Genomic DNA, 16717 nt, shown 5'->3' on the forward strand with positions numbered 1-16717 from the left:
AGTTTGTTCCTGTGTTACTTCGTCCGTATCAACATAGGTTGGTTGTCATAGCTCACTTTGCTCAATGAAGCGTGAATGCTAGCGTAAAACAACTTCCTTTCCCTGGTTCACTTTGAACGCTTATTTTACCACCAATAGATTCAATATACGTTTTCGCATCGTACGCACCAATTCCCATTCCTGCATTTCCTTTCGTGGTATCGAAAGGTTTAAACAAGCGGTTTTCGATGAAGTCTTGATCCATCCCGGTTCCCGTATCCTCTATCATTACATATTGAACACGGTTTTGGATGTCATGCGTTAATACTATATCTATTTCGCCGCTATCTTTGGTTGCTTGCTGCGCATTACTTATTAGGTGATAAAAAACATTGGCAACTTTTTCTTTATCAATTAATACCTGCTCTTCGCTGCTGCAGTGCACTTTTGGAGTGGGAGAAAGCCCCATACATCGATTTGCCACCACATCTTTAATAATATGCGATAACGAGCACGATGTGTGAGCCCCATCATCATTAATCTTTTTATCGGTTAATTGCTTTAACATTTTATCCATACGCGCTTTGGTATGTTCCAATGTTTCAAATGTGTCTTCAATAAATTCAGGGTTATGTTTATGTTGCTGCGCATTCGCAAGGATCAAATCGACTTGCGCCATGACATTCTTCAAATCGTGAACAACAAACGCAGACATTCTATTGAATGCAGCAAACTGAGCATTTTCTGCCACCAGCTTTGAAGCCTCATGATGGAATACAAACATACTCACTTGCTCGGTAATAGCATTAAGATAATCTCGAACTTCCCAATTTAAGCTCAGTCGTTCATTATCCCCAGCCGCAAGTACAGCAAAACCCCAAATTTCATCATTTTTATAAAACGGCAGGTAAAGCTGATAACCCCAGTCTTTTAAGGTATTTCTTTCGATTTGCAGCCCTTTGTAATGAAATGGCTTGGCCTGGTATTCATGTACATCAATTAACCAGGTATTAGACGCGCAATACTCTGTTAGCGTTCGAATGATGGTTAAATCATCATGGGTGTCTGGTAACGGGTTAACTTGTGCCAACTGCTCGAAGTCGTTATTCACTCGTTTATATAATTTGCCAGAGTCATATTCGATAGCTTCCAGTATGCCGCGAAGTGCACTTTCGTGAACCGTATTAGGGGCATCCATTGAGCTAGAAAGTGTTTTTGTTAGTTTTATCCACTCTACGCGGTAATCAAACTGGTTGGCGAAAAAGTGCTTGGTGATAAAAACCTTACACTTGGTTCTAAATGAATTCGACAAAAATACGGTAACTAGCAAGGCAAGGGACAATACCACCAAGATGGTTTGTACCATGGCGCCCCAATTTCCACCTACGTAGCTGATGGCATACCCAATGATAGCCATAATGAAAAGGTAAGCGCCCGCTACCAGCAATAAAGAGCTGTGTAGTACTACATCCCTGGAGATAAATATATCGACGCCCCAGTGCTTTATACGCCGAATGGCAATAACCAAAAATGGAATAAGAAGGAAATAGATATAGCCCCGAGCGGCAATGTAACTAACCTCAACCTGATTCACCATGGTGGCATTGGCGTAAGTAACAAAATCAAAAAGGTGGGTAGCGCCTAAATATAAAATTAACGGCTTATAAGCCCATTGGTCTGCATCCGCTTGACGGTAAATAACTTCCAATAAGATAAGGACTTCAAGCGCCAAAATAATCAGCATAAGATAACGCCACGAAGCATCAATCCACAAGACATGGGGCAGCACTAAAGCTATGCAGCCGGGGAGTAATATAAAAAGGGTCGTGGGGCGGCGCAGAACATCAAACAAATTGGTGAAATTATTTTTTAAACAACCTGCGAGGAAGAGCAACCAAGCCACCTGCCTGATTGCATCAATGGTAAGCAACCAAGAAAGGCTGATGGGACCAAACAGCGCCGTTATCATGCTAGTAGACCAGAACAGCGTAGTGGCTGTGGCCAGTACCAACAAGTGATTGGCTAACCCAGGCTTTCGTACTGCAAAAAGTAATAGCATTAACAGTAAGTAAGCCAAACTGTTAAGGGCATAGCCTATATCTGAAATCATCCCTATTTATTCTCACCCAGCTTTTTATTGTTTTTGAGGTTCTGGTGCAATCAGGTGGCGCTGACAGTAAACTAGGTTACTGTCAGCTTTAGCTAAAGGCCTACCGTTTTTTTAGTAACAATGACCCAATTGAATAGCCTGCCCCAAAGGAGCACAACACACCAACATCACCGGCCACTAAGTCTTCATGGTTTAAGCCAAAGGCAATAACCGATCCTGCTGACGCCGTATTCGCGTATTCGTCTAACACAATAGGTGCTTCATCAGCGTTAGCATCACGCCCCAACAAACGCTTAATGATTAGCGTATTCATGTTGATATTCGCTTGATGCAACCACCAACGTCTTACGTCAGTTGCCGTTAACTGATGTCTGTTTAAGTGGCTTTCTATGTGACTTGCTGCCATTGGGCAGACTTCTTTAAATACTTTGCGCCCAGCTTGATGAAAGAGCTTGTCTGCACCATATGGGTCTACATCTTCTGTACGTGTAACGTAACCAAAGTTTGAGCGAATGTTGTTGGAGTACTTAGTTACCGCGTTGGTACTCATAACATCGTAACTGTGTTCGCTATTCACAGTGTCGGCAGTTTCTAATACCGTGGCTGTCGCAACGTCACCAAAAATGAAATGGCTGTCTCTGTCGGTATAGTTAATTTGCGGTGACACTAATTCAGGATTGATTACCAATACACACTTAGCGTTACCGGCGCTTAGCATTTCGTATGCGCGGTGCATACCAAAAGTGGCAGCAGAACACGCTACTAGCATGTCGAAACCAAAGCCTTCAATACCTAGCGCTTCTTGCACTTCAATTGCAATAGCTGGGTAAGCACGTTGGGTATACGCGCAAGATACAATAACGGCATCAACGTCTTGGGCGGTTTTATTTGCAGAAGCCAACGCCAACTTGGCTGCTTCTACTGCTATTTCTGCTTGGTGAGATAGCGCTTCATCTTCGCGAGCTTCAATTTTTGGTTTCATGCGCGAAATATCAAGCGCGCCTTCTTTTTGGTAAATATACCGACTTTTAATTCCTGACGCTTTTTCAATGAACTCGGCACTTGAATAAGGTTTTGCAGTAACCTGTTGCGCTTCTATTTCTGCTTTATGCTCTTCGTTATACGAGTCAACATACGCATTATAACTGTCTACCAGTTCCTGATTTGTAATACTGCTTTCAGGGTGCCAAACACCCACACCGCTAACAACGATCTGTTGAGACATCTGCATTCTCTTTTTCTAATATTTCTGTTTAAGCCCTACGGCCATGACATAACGAAGAAATAAGATAAGTGAAATCCGACAGACTGTTAGCAGGCAACCACAATCTGTACTCAGACAATTTGAGCGCTACTGCGCTGCACTTATCGTTTCAATGTTAATACGTATAGTTATAGCTTAACTCAAACCATCCCGTATGTAATCACCGCTCGACGATTTACCCTAGCCACAAAATGTACACGGTTTTTACTTAAATAAAAAAACGGCGCCAAGGGCGCCGTTCCATTATAGGTTTTTAGCTAGCGTTTTTGCTTAGCATTGCCTATCTAGCATGTTTCACTTAGTTTTGAGTAATTTGCCATACCGTTACGGTGCCACTAACTTCGTTTCCTACAAGCAACAAAGGAACGCCGCTTGCGCTATCGTCCGCACTTACAAATACTAGGCTTTCTGGCGCCAAGTCGCCAATAACGTCGGTCGCTACTAGGCCTTCTGTTAAGTCGCGATTGATAATGTAATCTGCAAATTGCACATCGTAAGGGTTAGTTACATCGTAAACGAATATGCCGCCCATGCGCTCAGTTCCAACAAACGCATAAGTTCTATCGCCAATAACACCAACGGTTAATGCTTCAGGCTCTGGGCCTTTATTCTCAGAGCGCGAATCGCCTGCGTTTTCGTCATCACCATTGTTAAACGATGCACCGTGAACCGAGGCGGTAATACGCTCAAAATCATCACCTGAATCGTAAACCGCTAAGCCGTTTTGATCCCAAATCGTAAATGAACGTGAGCCGTACGTATAAGCGGCGTCATATTCACCGCTTCCATCCACATCACCCATCGCGCTAGTGACACGCAAATTATCTGCTTCCCCAGTCGCTTGTAAGTCAGCAAGTTCAGAGTTCGCCTCTGCCGTTAAGTCTTCAACCTTAACTTCATCGGTGTAAGCTAAACAGCCATCGTCTGCATCAAACTCTAATCCACCTTCACTTAGGCAGGTTGCTTCATCAGCAGAATCAAAGAAATATTCACGTGCGTCACCTTCGTTAGCAGTCACGATGAAAGTGGCATCTTTCCACGAATAATTGGCAATAGTATCGGGCTGATACACGCCGTAAAGTCCATCATACTGACCAAAACTCACGCTGCTATCTTCTTGAATATCAATATTCAAATCAGACCAGCTTTTCACACCTAGCCCAACAATTTCTACAGTTAGTTCTTCAAGATCAAGAATCGCTAAACCGTTGTTTTCTTGAAGGCTAACGTACGCAACATCATTAGTCGCCGTGATATATTCTGGTTCTAAGTCTTGAGCCACAGTGGTAGCAATATCAACGCCTTTAATCGTACGGCCACTTGGATTAGGGAACATCATTCCCTGCGCAATTAAGTCGTCTTGACTGCCGTTAAAGCCCGTAAAGCTTACAGAGGTTGCTGTTTCTTCAGGCTCTCCGCTTGCAAGGATATTAATGACCGAAATAGAACCTTCTGGGTCAACCGTGTAATCATCTGAAGGCTCACCTTCGTTAGCCACCAATACTTTCCCGCCATCTGGCGTAAATGTCACCATGTCAGGTAGTGCACCAACAACCACAGAATCTAAAAACACGGGGGCAGAAGTATCTAAGCCATTATAAAAAAGTACGTAGCCGCTGTCGGTTTTCACCTCAGCAGGCACGGCAACGGCCATAAGGTCGCCACTAATAGCAATACTAGTGAGGCTTCCTAACGTTACGCCGTCAATATCAGCAGGTAGCGTAATATTACTGACCGTAAGGTTGGTAGTATTGATTGGGTCGCTCATTGCAGTAGTGCTTACAGTATCAGCGGCAATAACTGCGATGGCGTTGGTTTCACCGTTGGTGGCATAGATAGTTTGGGTGTCAGCATGATATTGCACGATTTCTGCCGACGTTAGGTTACCCAAAAAGGCACGGGCAACAACATCAAGAGAAACACCTAACGATGCATCGCTACCGTCAACGCCATCGGCGCCATCAGAGCCCGCTTCGCCTTGCTCGCCCTGAGGACCTTGGGCACCTGTTTCACCTTGTTCACCATCGTCGCCATCTAGACCACAGCCAGTAAGAGCCGCTGAGATAAGTAGCGCTAAGACGCCGAATTTGAATTTTGACTGCGCAGACATTTAATTTCCTTTTTATCATGTTGTTACGCCAAACCTTAGCTTGCCAACAGGCCTACTCAATTCTCGCCTTTAGCGCGTGAACTAACCTATGACATACAATGCAGATTTAGCTATTATTTTAATTACATCTGTATATAAGCTAGAGCCAGTGTATGACACAAATATTAATTTGGCAAAAGGGTAAATTTACAAATGAATAACACCACAATTTGTAGTATTAATAGAAGCTAATATTGGTCTGCTCTTGCGCACTATACGTAACAAATCATATGGGTCGTAACTCACTAATATTTCTCTATTTCGCAAAAACAAGGATTAAAATATGAAATTGAGGTTTACCGCATCAATCGCCGCAGTAGCTCTAGCAGTGACAGCTTGTGCTACATCGCCTACAGGTCGTAATCAAGTACTCTTATATTCTGAGTCTCAATTGGCAGAAATGGGCGACCAAGCATTTAGCGGAATGAAAGAAGAACTCAAAATTTCAAACAAAGCGGTTCAAAATAGCTATGTTGAATGTGTGGCAAATGCCATCACCGCGAAAGTCCCCAACAGTGTGTTCGATGGTACATGGGAAGTGGTGGTTTTTGACGATGAACAAGTTAATGCCTTTGCTTTACCTGGAGGTAAAATTGGCGTTTATACCGGATTATTAAATGTTGCTGAGAACCAACATCAGCTTGCGGCGGTTATCGGCCATGAAGTGGGTCATGTTATTGCAGAACATGGTAATGAGCGAATGTCTCAATCCACGCTTATCAATATGGGCACCCAAGCAGCAGGTGCAGCTTTGGCAATGAACGAAGTGTCTCAAACTGCGCCAATTATGGCAGCCATTGGTTTAGGTTTACAAGTTGGGGTTCAACTACCGTTTAGCCGTACCCACGAGTCTGAAGCTGATGTTATTGGCCTTCAACTTATGGCTATGTCAGGCTTTGATCCTCGTCAATCTGTAAACTTATGGCAAAACATGGATGCAGCAAGTAGCGGCGAACGTCCTTTAGAATTGCTTTCTACTCACCCTGCTCCGCAAACGCGGATCAGTAACTTACAAGCAAACATGAACGCTGCGTACAATGATTATCAGGCCTCTGCGTATAGACCTAGCTGTGGCTAGTTTATTGCCATCGCCAACGTAAAATAGAGCAAAAAAAAACGCCACATTAATGTGGCGTTTTTGTATCAGAGAATAAAAGATTATTCGCTGTCAGTTTTGTGAAGATGAACATCCATTTGTGGGAATGGAATTGAAATACCTTCTTGGTCGAAACGTAGTTTAACTTGCTCAGTGAAGTCGAACTTAACGCCCCAGAAGTCAGACGCTTTACACCATGGACGAACCACGAAGTTAACGCTGCTATCAGCCAATTCAGAAACAGCAACTGTAGGTGCTGGCTCGCTAAGGATACGCTCATCAGCACGAACCATTTCATTTAGAATTTCTTTTGCTTTACGCAAGTCCGCGTCATAACCAATACCAACTACCATATCTACACGACGTGTTTCTTTCGCTGAATAGTTAGTAATGTTATTGCTGTAAATACCACCGTTAGGAACAATAATTTCTTTGTTATCAGGTGTAGTCATTGTAGTCGTAAAGATACCAATCTTGTTGATTGTACCCGCCGTTCCAGCAGCTTCAACGAAATCGCCTGATTTGAAAGGCTTGAATACAAGAAGCATTACGCCAGCAGCAAAGTTCTTCAATGAATCTTGCAGTGACAAACCAATAGCTAAACCTGCAGCACCTAATATTGCAACAAGTGAGGTTGTATCAACACCAAGCTGGTTTAACGACGCCACGATAACAAACAACATCAAAATAGCGCTTATAATGGCTTCTAAGAAGTCCACTAACATTGCATCGTACTTTGATTTTGCCATTAGACGGCGGAATAAAGATAGAATGAATCCTACAACGATTCGACCAATAACGTAGATGACAATCGCCATGGCAATATTAATGCCCCATGGAATTGCATAATCGTTAATATAGCGTTCTACATCACTCGATGAGAATAATGATAAATTTTCTTCCATAATTTTGTCCTTGTTTTATCAAACATAATAAAGCTGAAATAAGGTAGCAGGCTTTTAGAATTACGCCAACGACTTTGAATCACAAACAGCCATTTTAGGTCAAAAGTCTAATATATACGTGGCCTACAGCGAATAAATGTTATCCTAAAGTCGACTTTTTTCCCGCTAATTTTTTCTTCAAAATTAAATTTCAGCTATTTAAGCGTCTTGTCGTAAATTCGTCATTAGGGTGTCATTTAAGCAACCTAATCTCACTACCTCATCATGTTAATTAGTAACCCAGAAAAACGAATCAGCCATAACGGACTATCGAAAAATTTTACGAGAACTGATGATTTTTTGGTCCAATTGGTGTAAAATTTTCCGTCAAAATAAGCAGGATGCTTTATATAGACTGCAAAGCGCTGAAATACATTCAAAAAGAATGTGAACCGGATATGACGTTAGCAGGTATTGCTATTGTCAATTTTGTACAGCTTAGCAAATAGAATAAAAGGAATAATCTATGTTTTACATTATATTACTGGCAATTATCGTAGCAGCATTGTTCTTGTATTCTTTAAGAACAGATAAAGGTGAACACACCAAGTATGCACGAAAGGACGGGCAAGCAGTACCTCCTCATCAAAACGAAACGCAAAACACCACTTCAACACCTTCGGCAGCTTAACTAGCCCTAGTGCTAATCTAATAAGGCTATCGTAAATCTCGACAAAAATAGCTTTTTACAACGCATTGTAGCGATTTTCAGCTACGATGCGTTGCATCCACTTGCTCAAGCCACGTATCATATCTACATTATCCGCCATTTTTAGTTTCCCAATGCGCATACCAAGAATTTATTACCCTAATCCAATTCCTCTTGAAGAAGAATTTCAGTTAACTGAAGAAGCTGGGCATCATATTGCCAGTGTGCTTCGTTTGAAAGCGAATCATCCCATCGTACTGTTTAACGGTGATGGTAATGAGTACAGCGCACAGATAATTAATGCTCAAAGAAAAAAAGTTTTTGTAGAAGCCGATGCGTGTTTATCGTTGTCCAAAGAATCATCGCTAAATATTCATTTAGGCCAAGGGGTATCTAAAGGTGACCGAATGGATACGGTTCTGCAAAAAAGTGTAGAGCTTGGTGTTACCGAGATCACGCCTATCCTGACCGAGCGATGTACCGTTAAACTAGATGAAGCCCGATGGGAAAAAAAGCTGCTTCAATGGCAAAAGATCATCATCGGTGCGTGCGAACAAAGTGGCAGAAATACTCTTCCCTCGCTTAACCCGCCTATTGCGCTAAACAAATGGTTATCTGAGTCGACCTCGAGTTCACGATTAGTATTGGCGCCGGGTGCAGAAAAGCCGTTAGCGAGACAGCCATACAATACACAAGGTTTTCGACTATTAATTGGTCCAGAAGGCGGACTTTCCGAAGGCGAAATTCATCAAGCGAACGAAAGTGGTTTTACATCATGCAGTTTGGGGCCTCGAATACTACGTACGGAAACTGCAGCCATTAGCTGTATTAGTATTCTGCAAGCCCAGCATGGCGATTTTTAAGTTGGCAGTTTACGCGAGAGCTTTACAGGTTAACTATTAGAAAGTTTGGTTTTTACAATACTTGATCTAAATGCTGAATGCCCCCACTTAGGATTTAGTGGTATTCATACCAAAACCAACATCGACATATAAAATGCACCAACAGCCAACTATCGCCATCAATGCGTAACGCTGTTGCTAATTTATCTACCTTTATCAAAGAGTGAGAACATACATGCACTACACCCTTGGCGTGATTATGGATCCTATCGCGGTGATTAAGCCGCATAAAGACACCAGTCTAGCAATGATGCTTGAAGCCCAGCGCCGTGGCGCAACCGTTCTGTATTTCGAACTTAAAGATATCTATATTAATAACGGCAAACCAATGGGGTTGGCTAGAACAATTACCGTGCGTGACCAAGCGACTGATTTTTACTCTCTTGGTGAAGAGCATACTGTTTCACTCGGTGACATTGATGTGTTGCTTATGCGTAAGGATCCCCCTTTCGACAGCGAATTTTTATATGCTACCCATATTTTATCACTTGCCCAAGACGAGGGCGCGCTGGTTGTAAATAATCCGCAAGCGCTCCGAGACTACAACGAAAAATTGTTTACCTCTTTGTTTCCTGAGCACATTCCTAACACGCTGGTAACTAATAATCAGAAGCTTATTCGTGAATTTCATGCAAAGCATCAAGATATTATTTGTAAGCCTTTGGATGGCATGGGCGGCGCTTCAATTTTCAGAGTGAAGCCAGATGGAAATAACTTAGGCGTAATCATTGAAACGTTAACCAACTTGGGCAAACGTTACATGATGGTTCAAGAATACTTACCACAAATTAAAGATGGCGATAAACGTATTCTGATTGTGGACGGTGAAGTGATTCCTTATTGCTTAGCGCGCTTACCTACTAAAGGGGAAACCCGCGGTAATTTAGCTGCAGGCGGAACGGGCAGACCCCAAGAGATTTCAGAAACCGATCGTGCGTTGGCTGAAGCCGTGGCTCCCACGTTACGAGATAACAACATTTTATTTGTTGGGCTGGATGTGATTGGCGAAAAAATCACAGAAATAAACATTACTAGCCCAACGTGCGTAAGAGAAATAGAGGGTCACTATAATGTTAATATTATGGGCTCGTTATTCGACGCAATTGAAAAGCGCCTTACAGCTAAATAGCGTTTTGCACTGACAGTAGGTAAGTGAGAAGTAGAGGAAACAATGACAGAACTGAAAAGTTTACAAAACCACTTTCTAGTAGCGATGCCTTCGCTAGATGACCCGTATTTTTCTCGCTCTCTCACTTATATTTGCGAACACAATAAAGACGGTGCCATGGGGCTGGTAATCAATCAGCCTTCAACCATGAATTTGAAAGAGTTGCTTGAGCAAACCGACAAAGACTTAACCGTGGCAGAAGATAAAGCCGAGCAAATTATTCTTGCTGGCGGACCGGTGAGTCAAGAGCGAGGGTTTGTTCTGCATTCCAGTCAAAGTGGGTGGGACTCAAGCTTGACCTTATCGCCTGACGTTATGATTACCACTTCAAAAGATATTTTATCCGCCATTGGCACTAATACAGGGCCAGATTCATCCATTATCGCGTTAGGTTACGCGGGCTGGACTGCCGGGCAACTTGAACAGGAAATGCAAGATAACTCATGGCTAACCATAGAGGCCGATGACGAAATTTTGTTTAACACACCTATCCATAAAAAGTGGCAAGCAGCAGTTAATAAACTTGGAGTAGATGTGTGGCAACTTGCCCCAGGAGCTGGGCATGCCTGATATTGGTAGTAGAACAGTACTAGCGTTCGACTTCGGCACAAAAAGTATTGGTGTAGCAGTAGGACAAGAAATTACCGGTACGGCGTCGCCGCTTGCAGCCCTTAAAGCCCGTGATGGCATTCCAGATTGGAATGTAATTGAAAAGCTTTATGAAGAATGGCAACCGCACCTTGTGGTAGTTGGTTTACCGCTGAATATGGACGGCACCGAGCAAGAAGTCACACAGCGCGCCAAGAAATTCGCTAACCGCTTGCACGGTAGGTTCAAAGTAGCAGTGGATTTATGCGATGAAAGGCTCACCACCACAGATGCAAAGTCTATGTTGTTCGAACTTGGCGGTTATAAAAAGCTAACCAAGGAAAAAATAGACAGCGTATCGGCCTGTGTGATTTTTACTAGCTGGGTTGAAAATCAATACGGCGACTAGCCACTCGCCGTTATCTGGACACCCACCTTTCCAGTTTGCTGGACACCCACCTTTTCAACCCCCTTGTTACACTGATATTTTTTTGAGCAGTTTGCTGGACACCCACCTTTTCAACACCGTTGTTACACTGATATTTTTGGCTAACGCTAGCTGGACACTCACAGTTCCAATTACGAATTAACGAATAAGAAAATCAGTAATCGGTAACGCTAAGGTCTACTTTCTCCGCACTTCCAGCAGGTATCAAAAGCTTCACCGTTTGGCTCACCACAGTTACCACACACCCACGGAATTTGCTCGGTAGGTTCGTGGCTGTCCATTAAAGAGCTCACAACCTTATTGGCTCTGGCAGACCAAGATTCATCAATTAGCCAAAGTTCAGGCTGTGATTCTTGCCATGGCAGTTCGCCCATCGCCCCACCTGCAAATTCGTTTTTCACTAGGTAAGGTATAGAGAGCGCATCGAGTTCACTTTTTACCGACTGAAGTAAAAAAGGGTCTGGCGACGTAAAAAGCTTAATCAAGAGTTTTAGTCATCCATATCTATCGAGACATTCGACAATGTGCCTAAGCTTGACCCATCGTTGGAATCTAGCTTAATCATTAGGCGCAAATCATTAGGAGAATCAGCGTGATGTAATGCTTGGTCTAAATCAATACTTCCCTCGCGATATAAGTCGTACAACGCCATATCAAAGCTTTGCATTCCTAACTCTTTGCCCTTTTTCATCGCTTCTTTCAAGCTACCTATTTCATTACGTTGAATAAGATCGCTCACTAAGGGAGAGTTTAATAGAATTTCAATTGCCGCTACCCGTCCCTCACCGTCTTTGGTTGGAAGAAGCTGTTGCGCCACGATAGCTTTTATATTTTGGCTTAGGTCAAAACGTAACTTGTCGTGCTGATCTTTTGGCGCTAAGTGCATAATACGCTCAATTGCTTGGTTAGCATTGTTGGCATGGAGGGTTGCTACGCACAAATGACCCGTATCAGCGAACGACATGGCGTATTCCATTGTCTCCATTGAACGAATTTCACCAATAAGAATGACGTCAGGCGCTTGTCTCAGCGAGCTTTTCAATGCATCGTCAAATGAGTGGGTGTCTATGCCTACTTCACGCTGAGTTATCACGCAAGATTTATGCTCGTGCACAAACTCAATAGGATCTTCAATAGTTAGAATATGTCCGAAAGAATTACTATTTCGGTGGCCGATTAAGGCCGCCAAAGAGGTCGATTTACCTGTACCGGTACCTCCTACAAAAAGCACCAAGCCACGTTTTGACATGATGATATCTTTTAGCACCGTGGGTAAACCCAGGTCATCAACCTTAGGTATTTCGGTAACAATACGACGTACCACCATCCCAGCTTGATCTCTTTGCCAAAACGCTGAACAACGAAAACGACCTAGGCCTTCTCGTACAATGGCAAAATTACATTCCTTGGTACTATGAAAAGCCTCTTTTTGCTTTTCATTCATAGCTTCATGAACAAGTGCTAATGCATCTTCGTCATTAAAAGAATTTTCCGAAATGGGGGTTAGCTTACCGTGCACTTTCGCGCTAACGGGAAAGCCCGCGGTAACGAATAAGTCAGAAGCAGATTTCTCTACCATTTTTTCTAAAAAGCTATCTAACATTACTCGTCCTTAAAAATTACTCATCGATTGCTTGTCTTTCGATTTAGCAGCGGCGTCTTCTTTAGAAATTGCACCTAGTGCCAACAAACGTTGTAAGCACTGATCCATAGTTTGCATACCCGTAGCTTGCCCCGTCTGAATAACGGAATACATTTGAGGTACTTTATCTTCACGAATAAGATTTCGAATTGCTGGAATACCTACCATGATTTCATGCGCTGCTATTCGCCCTCCCCCCACTTTTTTCAGCAGGGTTTGAGAAATAACTGCCCTCAGTGATTCAGATAACATAGAGCGCACCATCGCTTTTTCTTCGGCAGGGAACACATCGATAATACGGTCTATGGTTTTAGGGGCAGAGTTAGTATGCAAGGTGCCAAAGACTAGATGCCCCGTTTCCGCAGCTGAAATGGCCAAGCGAATTGTTTCTAAATCACGTAGCTCACCCACTAATATCACGTCCGGATCTTCACGTAATGCTGAGCGAAGTGCGTTACTAAAAGAGTGGGTGTCTCGATGGACTTCTCGTTGATTTACTAAACTCAATTTATTTTCGTGTACAAACTCGATAGGATCTTCAATAGTGAGAATGTGCTCGCGCTTGTGCGAATTGATATGATCAACCATCGCGGCAAGGGTTGTACTCTTACCCGACCCCGTGGCGCCGGTGACTAGAACTATTCCGGTAGGTTGGTTGATTATTTCTTTGAATATTTCAGGTGCACCTAAATCATCAAGGGTAAGGACCGTGTTGGGGATAGTTCGAAGCACTGCTGCTGCACCGCGATTTTGTACAAAAGCATTTACACGAAACCTCGACAAGCCACTAATTTCGAATGAGAAATCGGTTTCCAAGTTCTCTTCGTATTCTTTACGTTGCATGTCATTCATTATTTCATAAATAAGTGCATGGACTTGTTTATGATCTAATGCGGGTACATTAAGCTTACGCATTTCTCCGTCTACGCGGATAAGAGGTGGCAGACCTGCTGATAAGTGCAAATCTGACGCTTTATTTTTAACGCTGAAAGCCAAAAGTTCGGTAATATCCACAACAACTCCTCAAAAAGGTGAATAATGCAAACAATAGCAGAAAGACTCAATAGTGCACGACAGGATGTGAGCCTAGCTACTGCCAGCGCTAATCGTCCACCAAATTCAGTTAAATTGCTAGCCGTGAGCAAAACTAAACCGGTATCGGATATTATGGCAGCGTATGAAGAGGGACAACGTACATTCGGCGAAAACTATATACAAGAAGGTGTAGATAAAATACAGCAACTGTCTGCACTTATCGATGTTGAATGGCATATGATAGGCCCTATTCAATCGAACAAGACAAAAGTAGTAGCCGAGCATTTCGATTGGGTCCAATCCGTTGACAGGGAAAAAATAGCCCGTCGTTTGAATGACCAACGCCCAGCGAATATGGCGCCTCTGAATGTGTGTATTCAAGTGAATATCGATGATGAAGCGAGCAAGTCAGGTGTAAAACCTGAAGAGGTAGATGAACTAGTACGCTTTATTAGCCAGCAAGACAAGCTTTGCTTACGTGGGCTAATGGCAATTCCAAAAGCAAACCCAGACAGCCATGAACAAGCGCAAAGCCTCAGTGCTTTAAAGGAATTGTTCGACCGATACCATACAAACTTGACCAATTTTGATACCCTGTCCGTAGGAATGAGCAGTGATATGCAAAGCGCCATCGCTCATGGGTCTACCATGGTAAGAATTGGCACCGCTATCTTTGGCTCACGCGACTAGTTCCTACTATTTTTTACTGAACACTGTTCGTTTTTTCAACTTACAATAGGATTCATATGCAACAAAAGAAATTGGCATTTATAGGCGCGGGCAACATGAGCCGCAGCATTATTAGTGGTTTAATTCAGTCTGGCTACGATAAGACACGCATCTTAGCGAGCAACCCGTCTACTCCGAAACTCGATAAGTTAAAAGAAGAATTCGGTATTCAAATTACCCAATCTAATGATGAAGCCTGCCAGTTTGCAGATGCTATTGTGCTAGCCGTGAAGCCCCAAATGATGGGTGATATGTGCGCAGACCTTCAGCAGAACAACGATTTATCTGGCAAGCTATTTCTTAGTATTGCAGCTGGGTTGCCCGTTTCTCGTTTACAAGAAATGTTAGGTGGCGAATATCCGGTTGTTCGTATTATGCCAAATACGCCAAGCCTACTTAGTAAGGGTATGTCGGGCATGTACGCAGATAACACCGTGTCAGAAGACGACAGAACTTACGTTGATGATGTGATGAATAGCGTAGGTGAAACGGTATGGGTTGAAGAGGAAGATGGAATTAACGGCGTTATCGCCGCGGCAGGCAGCAGCCCAGCCTATTTCTTCTTGTTTTTACAAGCCATGCAAGACGAAGCCATAAACATGGGCTTCGATAAAGCCCAATCCCGTTTGATGGTACAACAAGCTATGTTGGGCGCTGCTGAAATGGTTTGTCACAATCCTGACCTTGAATTAAGTGAGCTTCGTGCCCAAGTTACTTCTAAGGGCGGCACCACGGCCGCGGCAGTCAATACCTTAATTGATCAAGGTTTGAGTGATATCGTAAGTAACGCGATGCGCGCTGCGGTAGCTCGCGCTGAAGAAATGGCAAAACAGCTTTAACGTTTTTAGGAACATCAAAACATGAATGCAACGGTTTTTCTGGTAGATACACTATTTGGTTTGTATTTAATGGTGGTTGTCTTACGCCTATGGTTGCAACTGGTTAGGGCTGATTTTTATAACCCTATGAGCCAGTTTATCGTAAAGGCCACGCACCCTCTTGTGGGGCCGTTGCGCAGATTAATTCCTTCGATTGGCCGCTTCGACACGGCTACCTTCGTGCTAGCGCTGGTTGTTGCGGCGTTGAAAATAATTACGCTTTCACTGATGGTTGGTGGGAGTTTGAATCCTGTGGGCATCATAATCGTTGCGCTGATTGAAGTAGTAAAAGAAACCCTTTCTATCATGTTCTGGGTGTTAATTTTACGCGCGATTCTAAGTTGGGTATCGCAAGGCCAAACGCCTATCGACTACCTTCTTTATCAACTTACTGAGCCGTTCTTAGCCCCCATTAGAAAAGTTATACCGCCATTAGGTGGTCTAGACCTATCAGTGCTGATTGCCATTATTGGGCTACAGTTTTTACAATTGCTACTTCAAGACACATTCAGGTTCTTTTAAGCTGAATCTGCGGAGTGATAAGATGAAAAAAATCAGTACATTACTTTTTGGTTTATTGGGTAGTTTATTACTTATTATAAGTAGTGCAGCACACGCCGAGCAAAAGCAACAACTAGGCGAATGGGATGTGCATTACATGGTAGTGAGTACTCCCTTTCTTACCCCGGAAGTTGCGGCCTCTTATGGCATAGTTCGTAGTAAGTTTAACGCCCTGGTCAATATTTCTGTCCTAGATGCCGTAACCGGAACCGCTCAACGCGTATCTGTTTCAGGTACTGCCAAAAACTTGATAGGCACCACTAAGACACTCACCTTTAAGAAGGTAGAAGAAGGCGATGCAATTTACTACCTAGCGGTGCTGCCTTTTAGAGACAGAGAAAACTACAGGTTTAGTATTGATGTTCAACGCGGAAATACTATGCAAACCTTGAATTTTAAACAAGAAATGTTTGTTGATAGTTAGGGTTTAAAGTAAGCGTGAAGCATATAAATGTGATTGTGTAAAAACCTCAAAGGGCGATTGAAAATTCGCCTTTTTTTATGCGCGCTAAAAGTTTGGACGCTAAAAGTTTGGACACCCACCCGAACTATCCTCTTGTTCAGTATATTTAACC

General features: G+C 43.1%; 17 protein-coding genes. 10 read left to right on the forward strand and 7 right to left on the reverse strand.

Annotation, left to right across the window (positions count from 1 at the left end):
* Window positions 1-61 precede the first annotated feature (61 nt).
* The 3 genes from prsK to AVL57_RS15260 form a co-directional block, all read right to left on the reverse strand.
* Complete coding sequence (gene prsK / locus AVL57_RS15250; RefSeq protein WP_057789910.1) at window positions 62-2089, reverse strand: XrtA/PEP-CTERM system histidine kinase PrsK; 2028 nt, start codon at window positions 2087-2089, stop codon at window positions 62-64.
* A 100-nt stretch (window positions 2090-2189) separates the two neighbouring features.
* Entirely contained in the window at window positions 2190-3314 is a 1125-nt protein-coding gene (locus tag AVL57_RS15255) for a beta-ketoacyl-ACP synthase III (RefSeq protein WP_057789908.1), read from the reverse strand.
* Window positions 3315-3651: 337 nt separating this feature from the next.
* Window positions 3652-5463 (reverse strand): choice-of-anchor I family protein, encoded by a 1812-nt coding sequence (locus AVL57_RS15260; protein ID WP_057789906.1) that lies wholly within the window; start codon window positions 5461-5463, stop codon window positions 3652-3654.
* 322 nt (window positions 5464-5785) lie between these two features.
* On the opposite strand from AVL57_RS15260, the gene AVL57_RS15265 reads away from it, so the two are divergent.
* Window positions 5786-6580, forward strand: a complete 795-nt coding sequence (locus AVL57_RS15265; protein WP_057789904.1) for a M48 family metallopeptidase — start codon at window positions 5786-5788, stop codon at window positions 6578-6580.
* A gap of 80 nt (window positions 6581-6660) precedes the next feature.
* Here AVL57_RS15265 and AVL57_RS15270 read toward each other — a convergent pair whose 3' ends face one another.
* The gene (locus AVL57_RS15270) at window positions 6661-7503 is read right to left on the reverse strand and encodes a mechanosensitive ion channel family protein (RefSeq protein WP_057789902.1); all 843 of its coding nucleotides are present in this window, start codon (window positions 7501-7503) and stop codon (window positions 6661-6663) included.
* A gap of 505 nt (window positions 7504-8008) precedes the next feature.
* Here AVL57_RS15270 and AVL57_RS21205 point away from each other — a divergent pair.
* The 5 genes from AVL57_RS21205 to ruvX all read left to right on the forward strand — a co-directional run bounded on the left by AVL57_RS21205 (window position 8009) and on the right by ruvX (window position 11258).
* Window positions 8009-8173: a hypothetical protein gene (locus AVL57_RS21205; protein ID WP_156454644.1), complete on the forward strand. Its 165-nt coding sequence runs from the start codon at window positions 8009-8011 to the stop codon at window positions 8171-8173.
* 152 nt (window positions 8174-8325) lie between these two features.
* The gene (locus AVL57_RS15275) at window positions 8326-9054 is read left to right on the forward strand and encodes a 16S rRNA (uracil(1498)-N(3))-methyltransferase (protein ID WP_057789901.1); all 729 of its coding nucleotides are present in this window, start codon (window positions 8326-8328) and stop codon (window positions 9052-9054) included.
* A gap of 214 nt (window positions 9055-9268) precedes the next feature.
* Complete coding sequence (gene gshB / locus AVL57_RS15280) at window positions 9269-10222, forward strand: glutathione synthase (protein WP_057789899.1); 954 nt, start codon at window positions 9269-9271, stop codon at window positions 10220-10222.
* A 42-nt stretch (window positions 10223-10264) separates the two neighbouring features.
* Window positions 10265-10831 (forward strand): YqgE/AlgH family protein, encoded by a 567-nt coding sequence (locus AVL57_RS15285; RefSeq protein WP_082604836.1) that lies wholly within the window; start codon window positions 10265-10267, stop codon window positions 10829-10831.
* Window positions 10824-11258 (forward strand): Holliday junction resolvase RuvX, encoded by a 435-nt coding sequence (gene ruvX / locus AVL57_RS15290; RefSeq protein WP_057789897.1) that lies wholly within the window; start codon window positions 10824-10826, stop codon window positions 11256-11258. The genes AVL57_RS15285 and ruvX overlap by 8 nt, the downstream gene beginning before the upstream one ends.
* A 209-nt stretch (window positions 11259-11467) precedes the next feature.
* Here ruvX and AVL57_RS15295 read toward each other — a convergent pair whose 3' ends face one another.
* The 3 genes from AVL57_RS15295 to AVL57_RS15305 are packed head-to-tail and all read right to left on the reverse strand — an operon-like array spanning window position 11468 to window position 13953.
* Window positions 11468-11782, reverse strand: coding sequence for a putative signal transducing protein (locus tag AVL57_RS15295; RefSeq protein ID WP_057789895.1), 315 nt, complete (start codon window positions 11780-11782; stop codon window positions 11468-11470).
* A gap of 5 nt (window positions 11783-11787) precedes the next feature.
* Window positions 11788-12900, reverse strand: a complete 1113-nt coding sequence (locus AVL57_RS15300; RefSeq protein ID WP_057789893.1) for a PilT/PilU family type 4a pilus ATPase — start codon at window positions 12898-12900, stop codon at window positions 11788-11790.
* A gap of 9 nt (window positions 12901-12909) precedes the next feature.
* Complete coding sequence (locus tag AVL57_RS15305) at window positions 12910-13953, reverse strand: type IV pilus twitching motility protein PilT (RefSeq protein WP_057789891.1); 1044 nt, start codon at window positions 13951-13953, stop codon at window positions 12910-12912.
* 24 nt (window positions 13954-13977) lie between these two features.
* Here AVL57_RS15305 and AVL57_RS15310 point away from each other — a divergent pair, with 24 nt between their 5' ends.
* From AVL57_RS15310 to AVL57_RS15325, 4 genes are read left to right on the forward strand one after another with little or no spacing between them, the layout of a single operon-like run.
* Complete coding sequence (locus tag AVL57_RS15310; RefSeq protein WP_057789889.1) at window positions 13978-14664, forward strand: YggS family pyridoxal phosphate-dependent enzyme; 687 nt, start codon at window positions 13978-13980, stop codon at window positions 14662-14664.
* Window positions 14665-14720: 56 nt separating this feature from the next.
* Window positions 14721-15542, forward strand: coding sequence for a pyrroline-5-carboxylate reductase (proC, locus tag AVL57_RS15315; protein ID WP_057789887.1), 822 nt, complete (start codon window positions 14721-14723; stop codon window positions 15540-15542).
* Between the two features lie 21 nt (window positions 15543-15563).
* Window positions 15564-16103: a YggT family protein gene (locus AVL57_RS15320; protein ID WP_057789885.1), complete on the forward strand. Its 540-nt coding sequence runs from the start codon at window positions 15564-15566 to the stop codon at window positions 16101-16103.
* 22 nt (window positions 16104-16125) lie between these two features.
* Window positions 16126-16566, forward strand: coding sequence for a DUF4426 domain-containing protein (locus AVL57_RS15325; RefSeq protein WP_057789883.1), 441 nt, complete (start codon window positions 16126-16128; stop codon window positions 16564-16566).
* Window positions 16567-16717 lie beyond the last annotated feature (151 nt).

The sequence above is a fragment of the Alteromonas stellipolaris genome, assembly GCF_001562115.1.
In the GTDB taxonomy this organism is placed as follows: domain Bacteria; phylum Pseudomonadota; class Gammaproteobacteria; order Enterobacterales; family Alteromonadaceae; genus Alteromonas; species Alteromonas stellipolaris.

Coding starts and splice junctions, on each gene's coding strand:
- gshB (WP_057789899.1), top strand. CDS start 9,269: ATGCACTACACCCTTGGCGTGATTATGGATCCTATCGCGGTGATTAAG.
- AVL57_RS15320 (WP_057789885.1), top strand. CDS start 15,564: ATGAATGCAACGGTTTTTCTGGTAGATACACTATTTGGTTTGTATTTA.
- prsK (WP_057789910.1), bottom strand. CDS start 2,089: ATGATTTCAGATATAGGCTATGCCCTTAACAGTTTGGCTTACTTACTG.
- AVL57_RS15260 (WP_057789906.1), bottom strand. CDS start 5,463: ATGTCTGCGCAGTCAAAATTCAAATTCGGCGTCTTAGCGCTACTTATC.
- AVL57_RS21205 (WP_156454644.1), top strand. CDS start 8,009: ATGTTTTACATTATATTACTGGCAATTATCGTAGCAGCATTGTTCTTG.
- ruvX (WP_057789897.1), top strand. CDS start 10,824: ATGCCTGATATTGGTAGTAGAACAGTACTAGCGTTCGACTTCGGCACA.
- AVL57_RS15300 (WP_057789893.1), bottom strand. CDS start 12,900: ATGTTAGATAGCTTTTTAGAAAAAATGGTAGAGAAATCTGCTTCTGAC.
- AVL57_RS15325 (WP_057789883.1), top strand. CDS start 16,126: ATGAAAAAAATCAGTACATTACTTTTTGGTTTATTGGGTAGTTTATTA.
- AVL57_RS15275 (WP_057789901.1), top strand. CDS start 8,326: ATGCGCATACCAAGAATTTATTACCCTAATCCAATTCCTCTTGAAGAA.
- AVL57_RS15265 (WP_057789904.1), top strand. CDS start 5,786: ATGAAATTGAGGTTTACCGCATCAATCGCCGCAGTAGCTCTAGCAGTG.
- AVL57_RS15285 (WP_082604836.1), top strand. CDS start 10,265: ATGACAGAACTGAAAAGTTTACAAAACCACTTTCTAGTAGCGATGCCT.
- AVL57_RS15255 (WP_057789908.1), bottom strand. CDS start 3,314: ATGTCTCAACAGATCGTTGTTAGCGGTGTGGGTGTTTGGCACCCTGAA.
- AVL57_RS15270 (WP_057789902.1), bottom strand. CDS start 7,503: ATGGAAGAAAATTTATCATTATTCTCATCGAGTGATGTAGAACGCTAT.
- AVL57_RS15310 (WP_057789889.1), top strand. CDS start 13,978: ATGCAAACAATAGCAGAAAGACTCAATAGTGCACGACAGGATGTGAGC.
- proC (WP_057789887.1), top strand. CDS start 14,721: ATGCAACAAAAGAAATTGGCATTTATAGGCGCGGGCAACATGAGCCGC.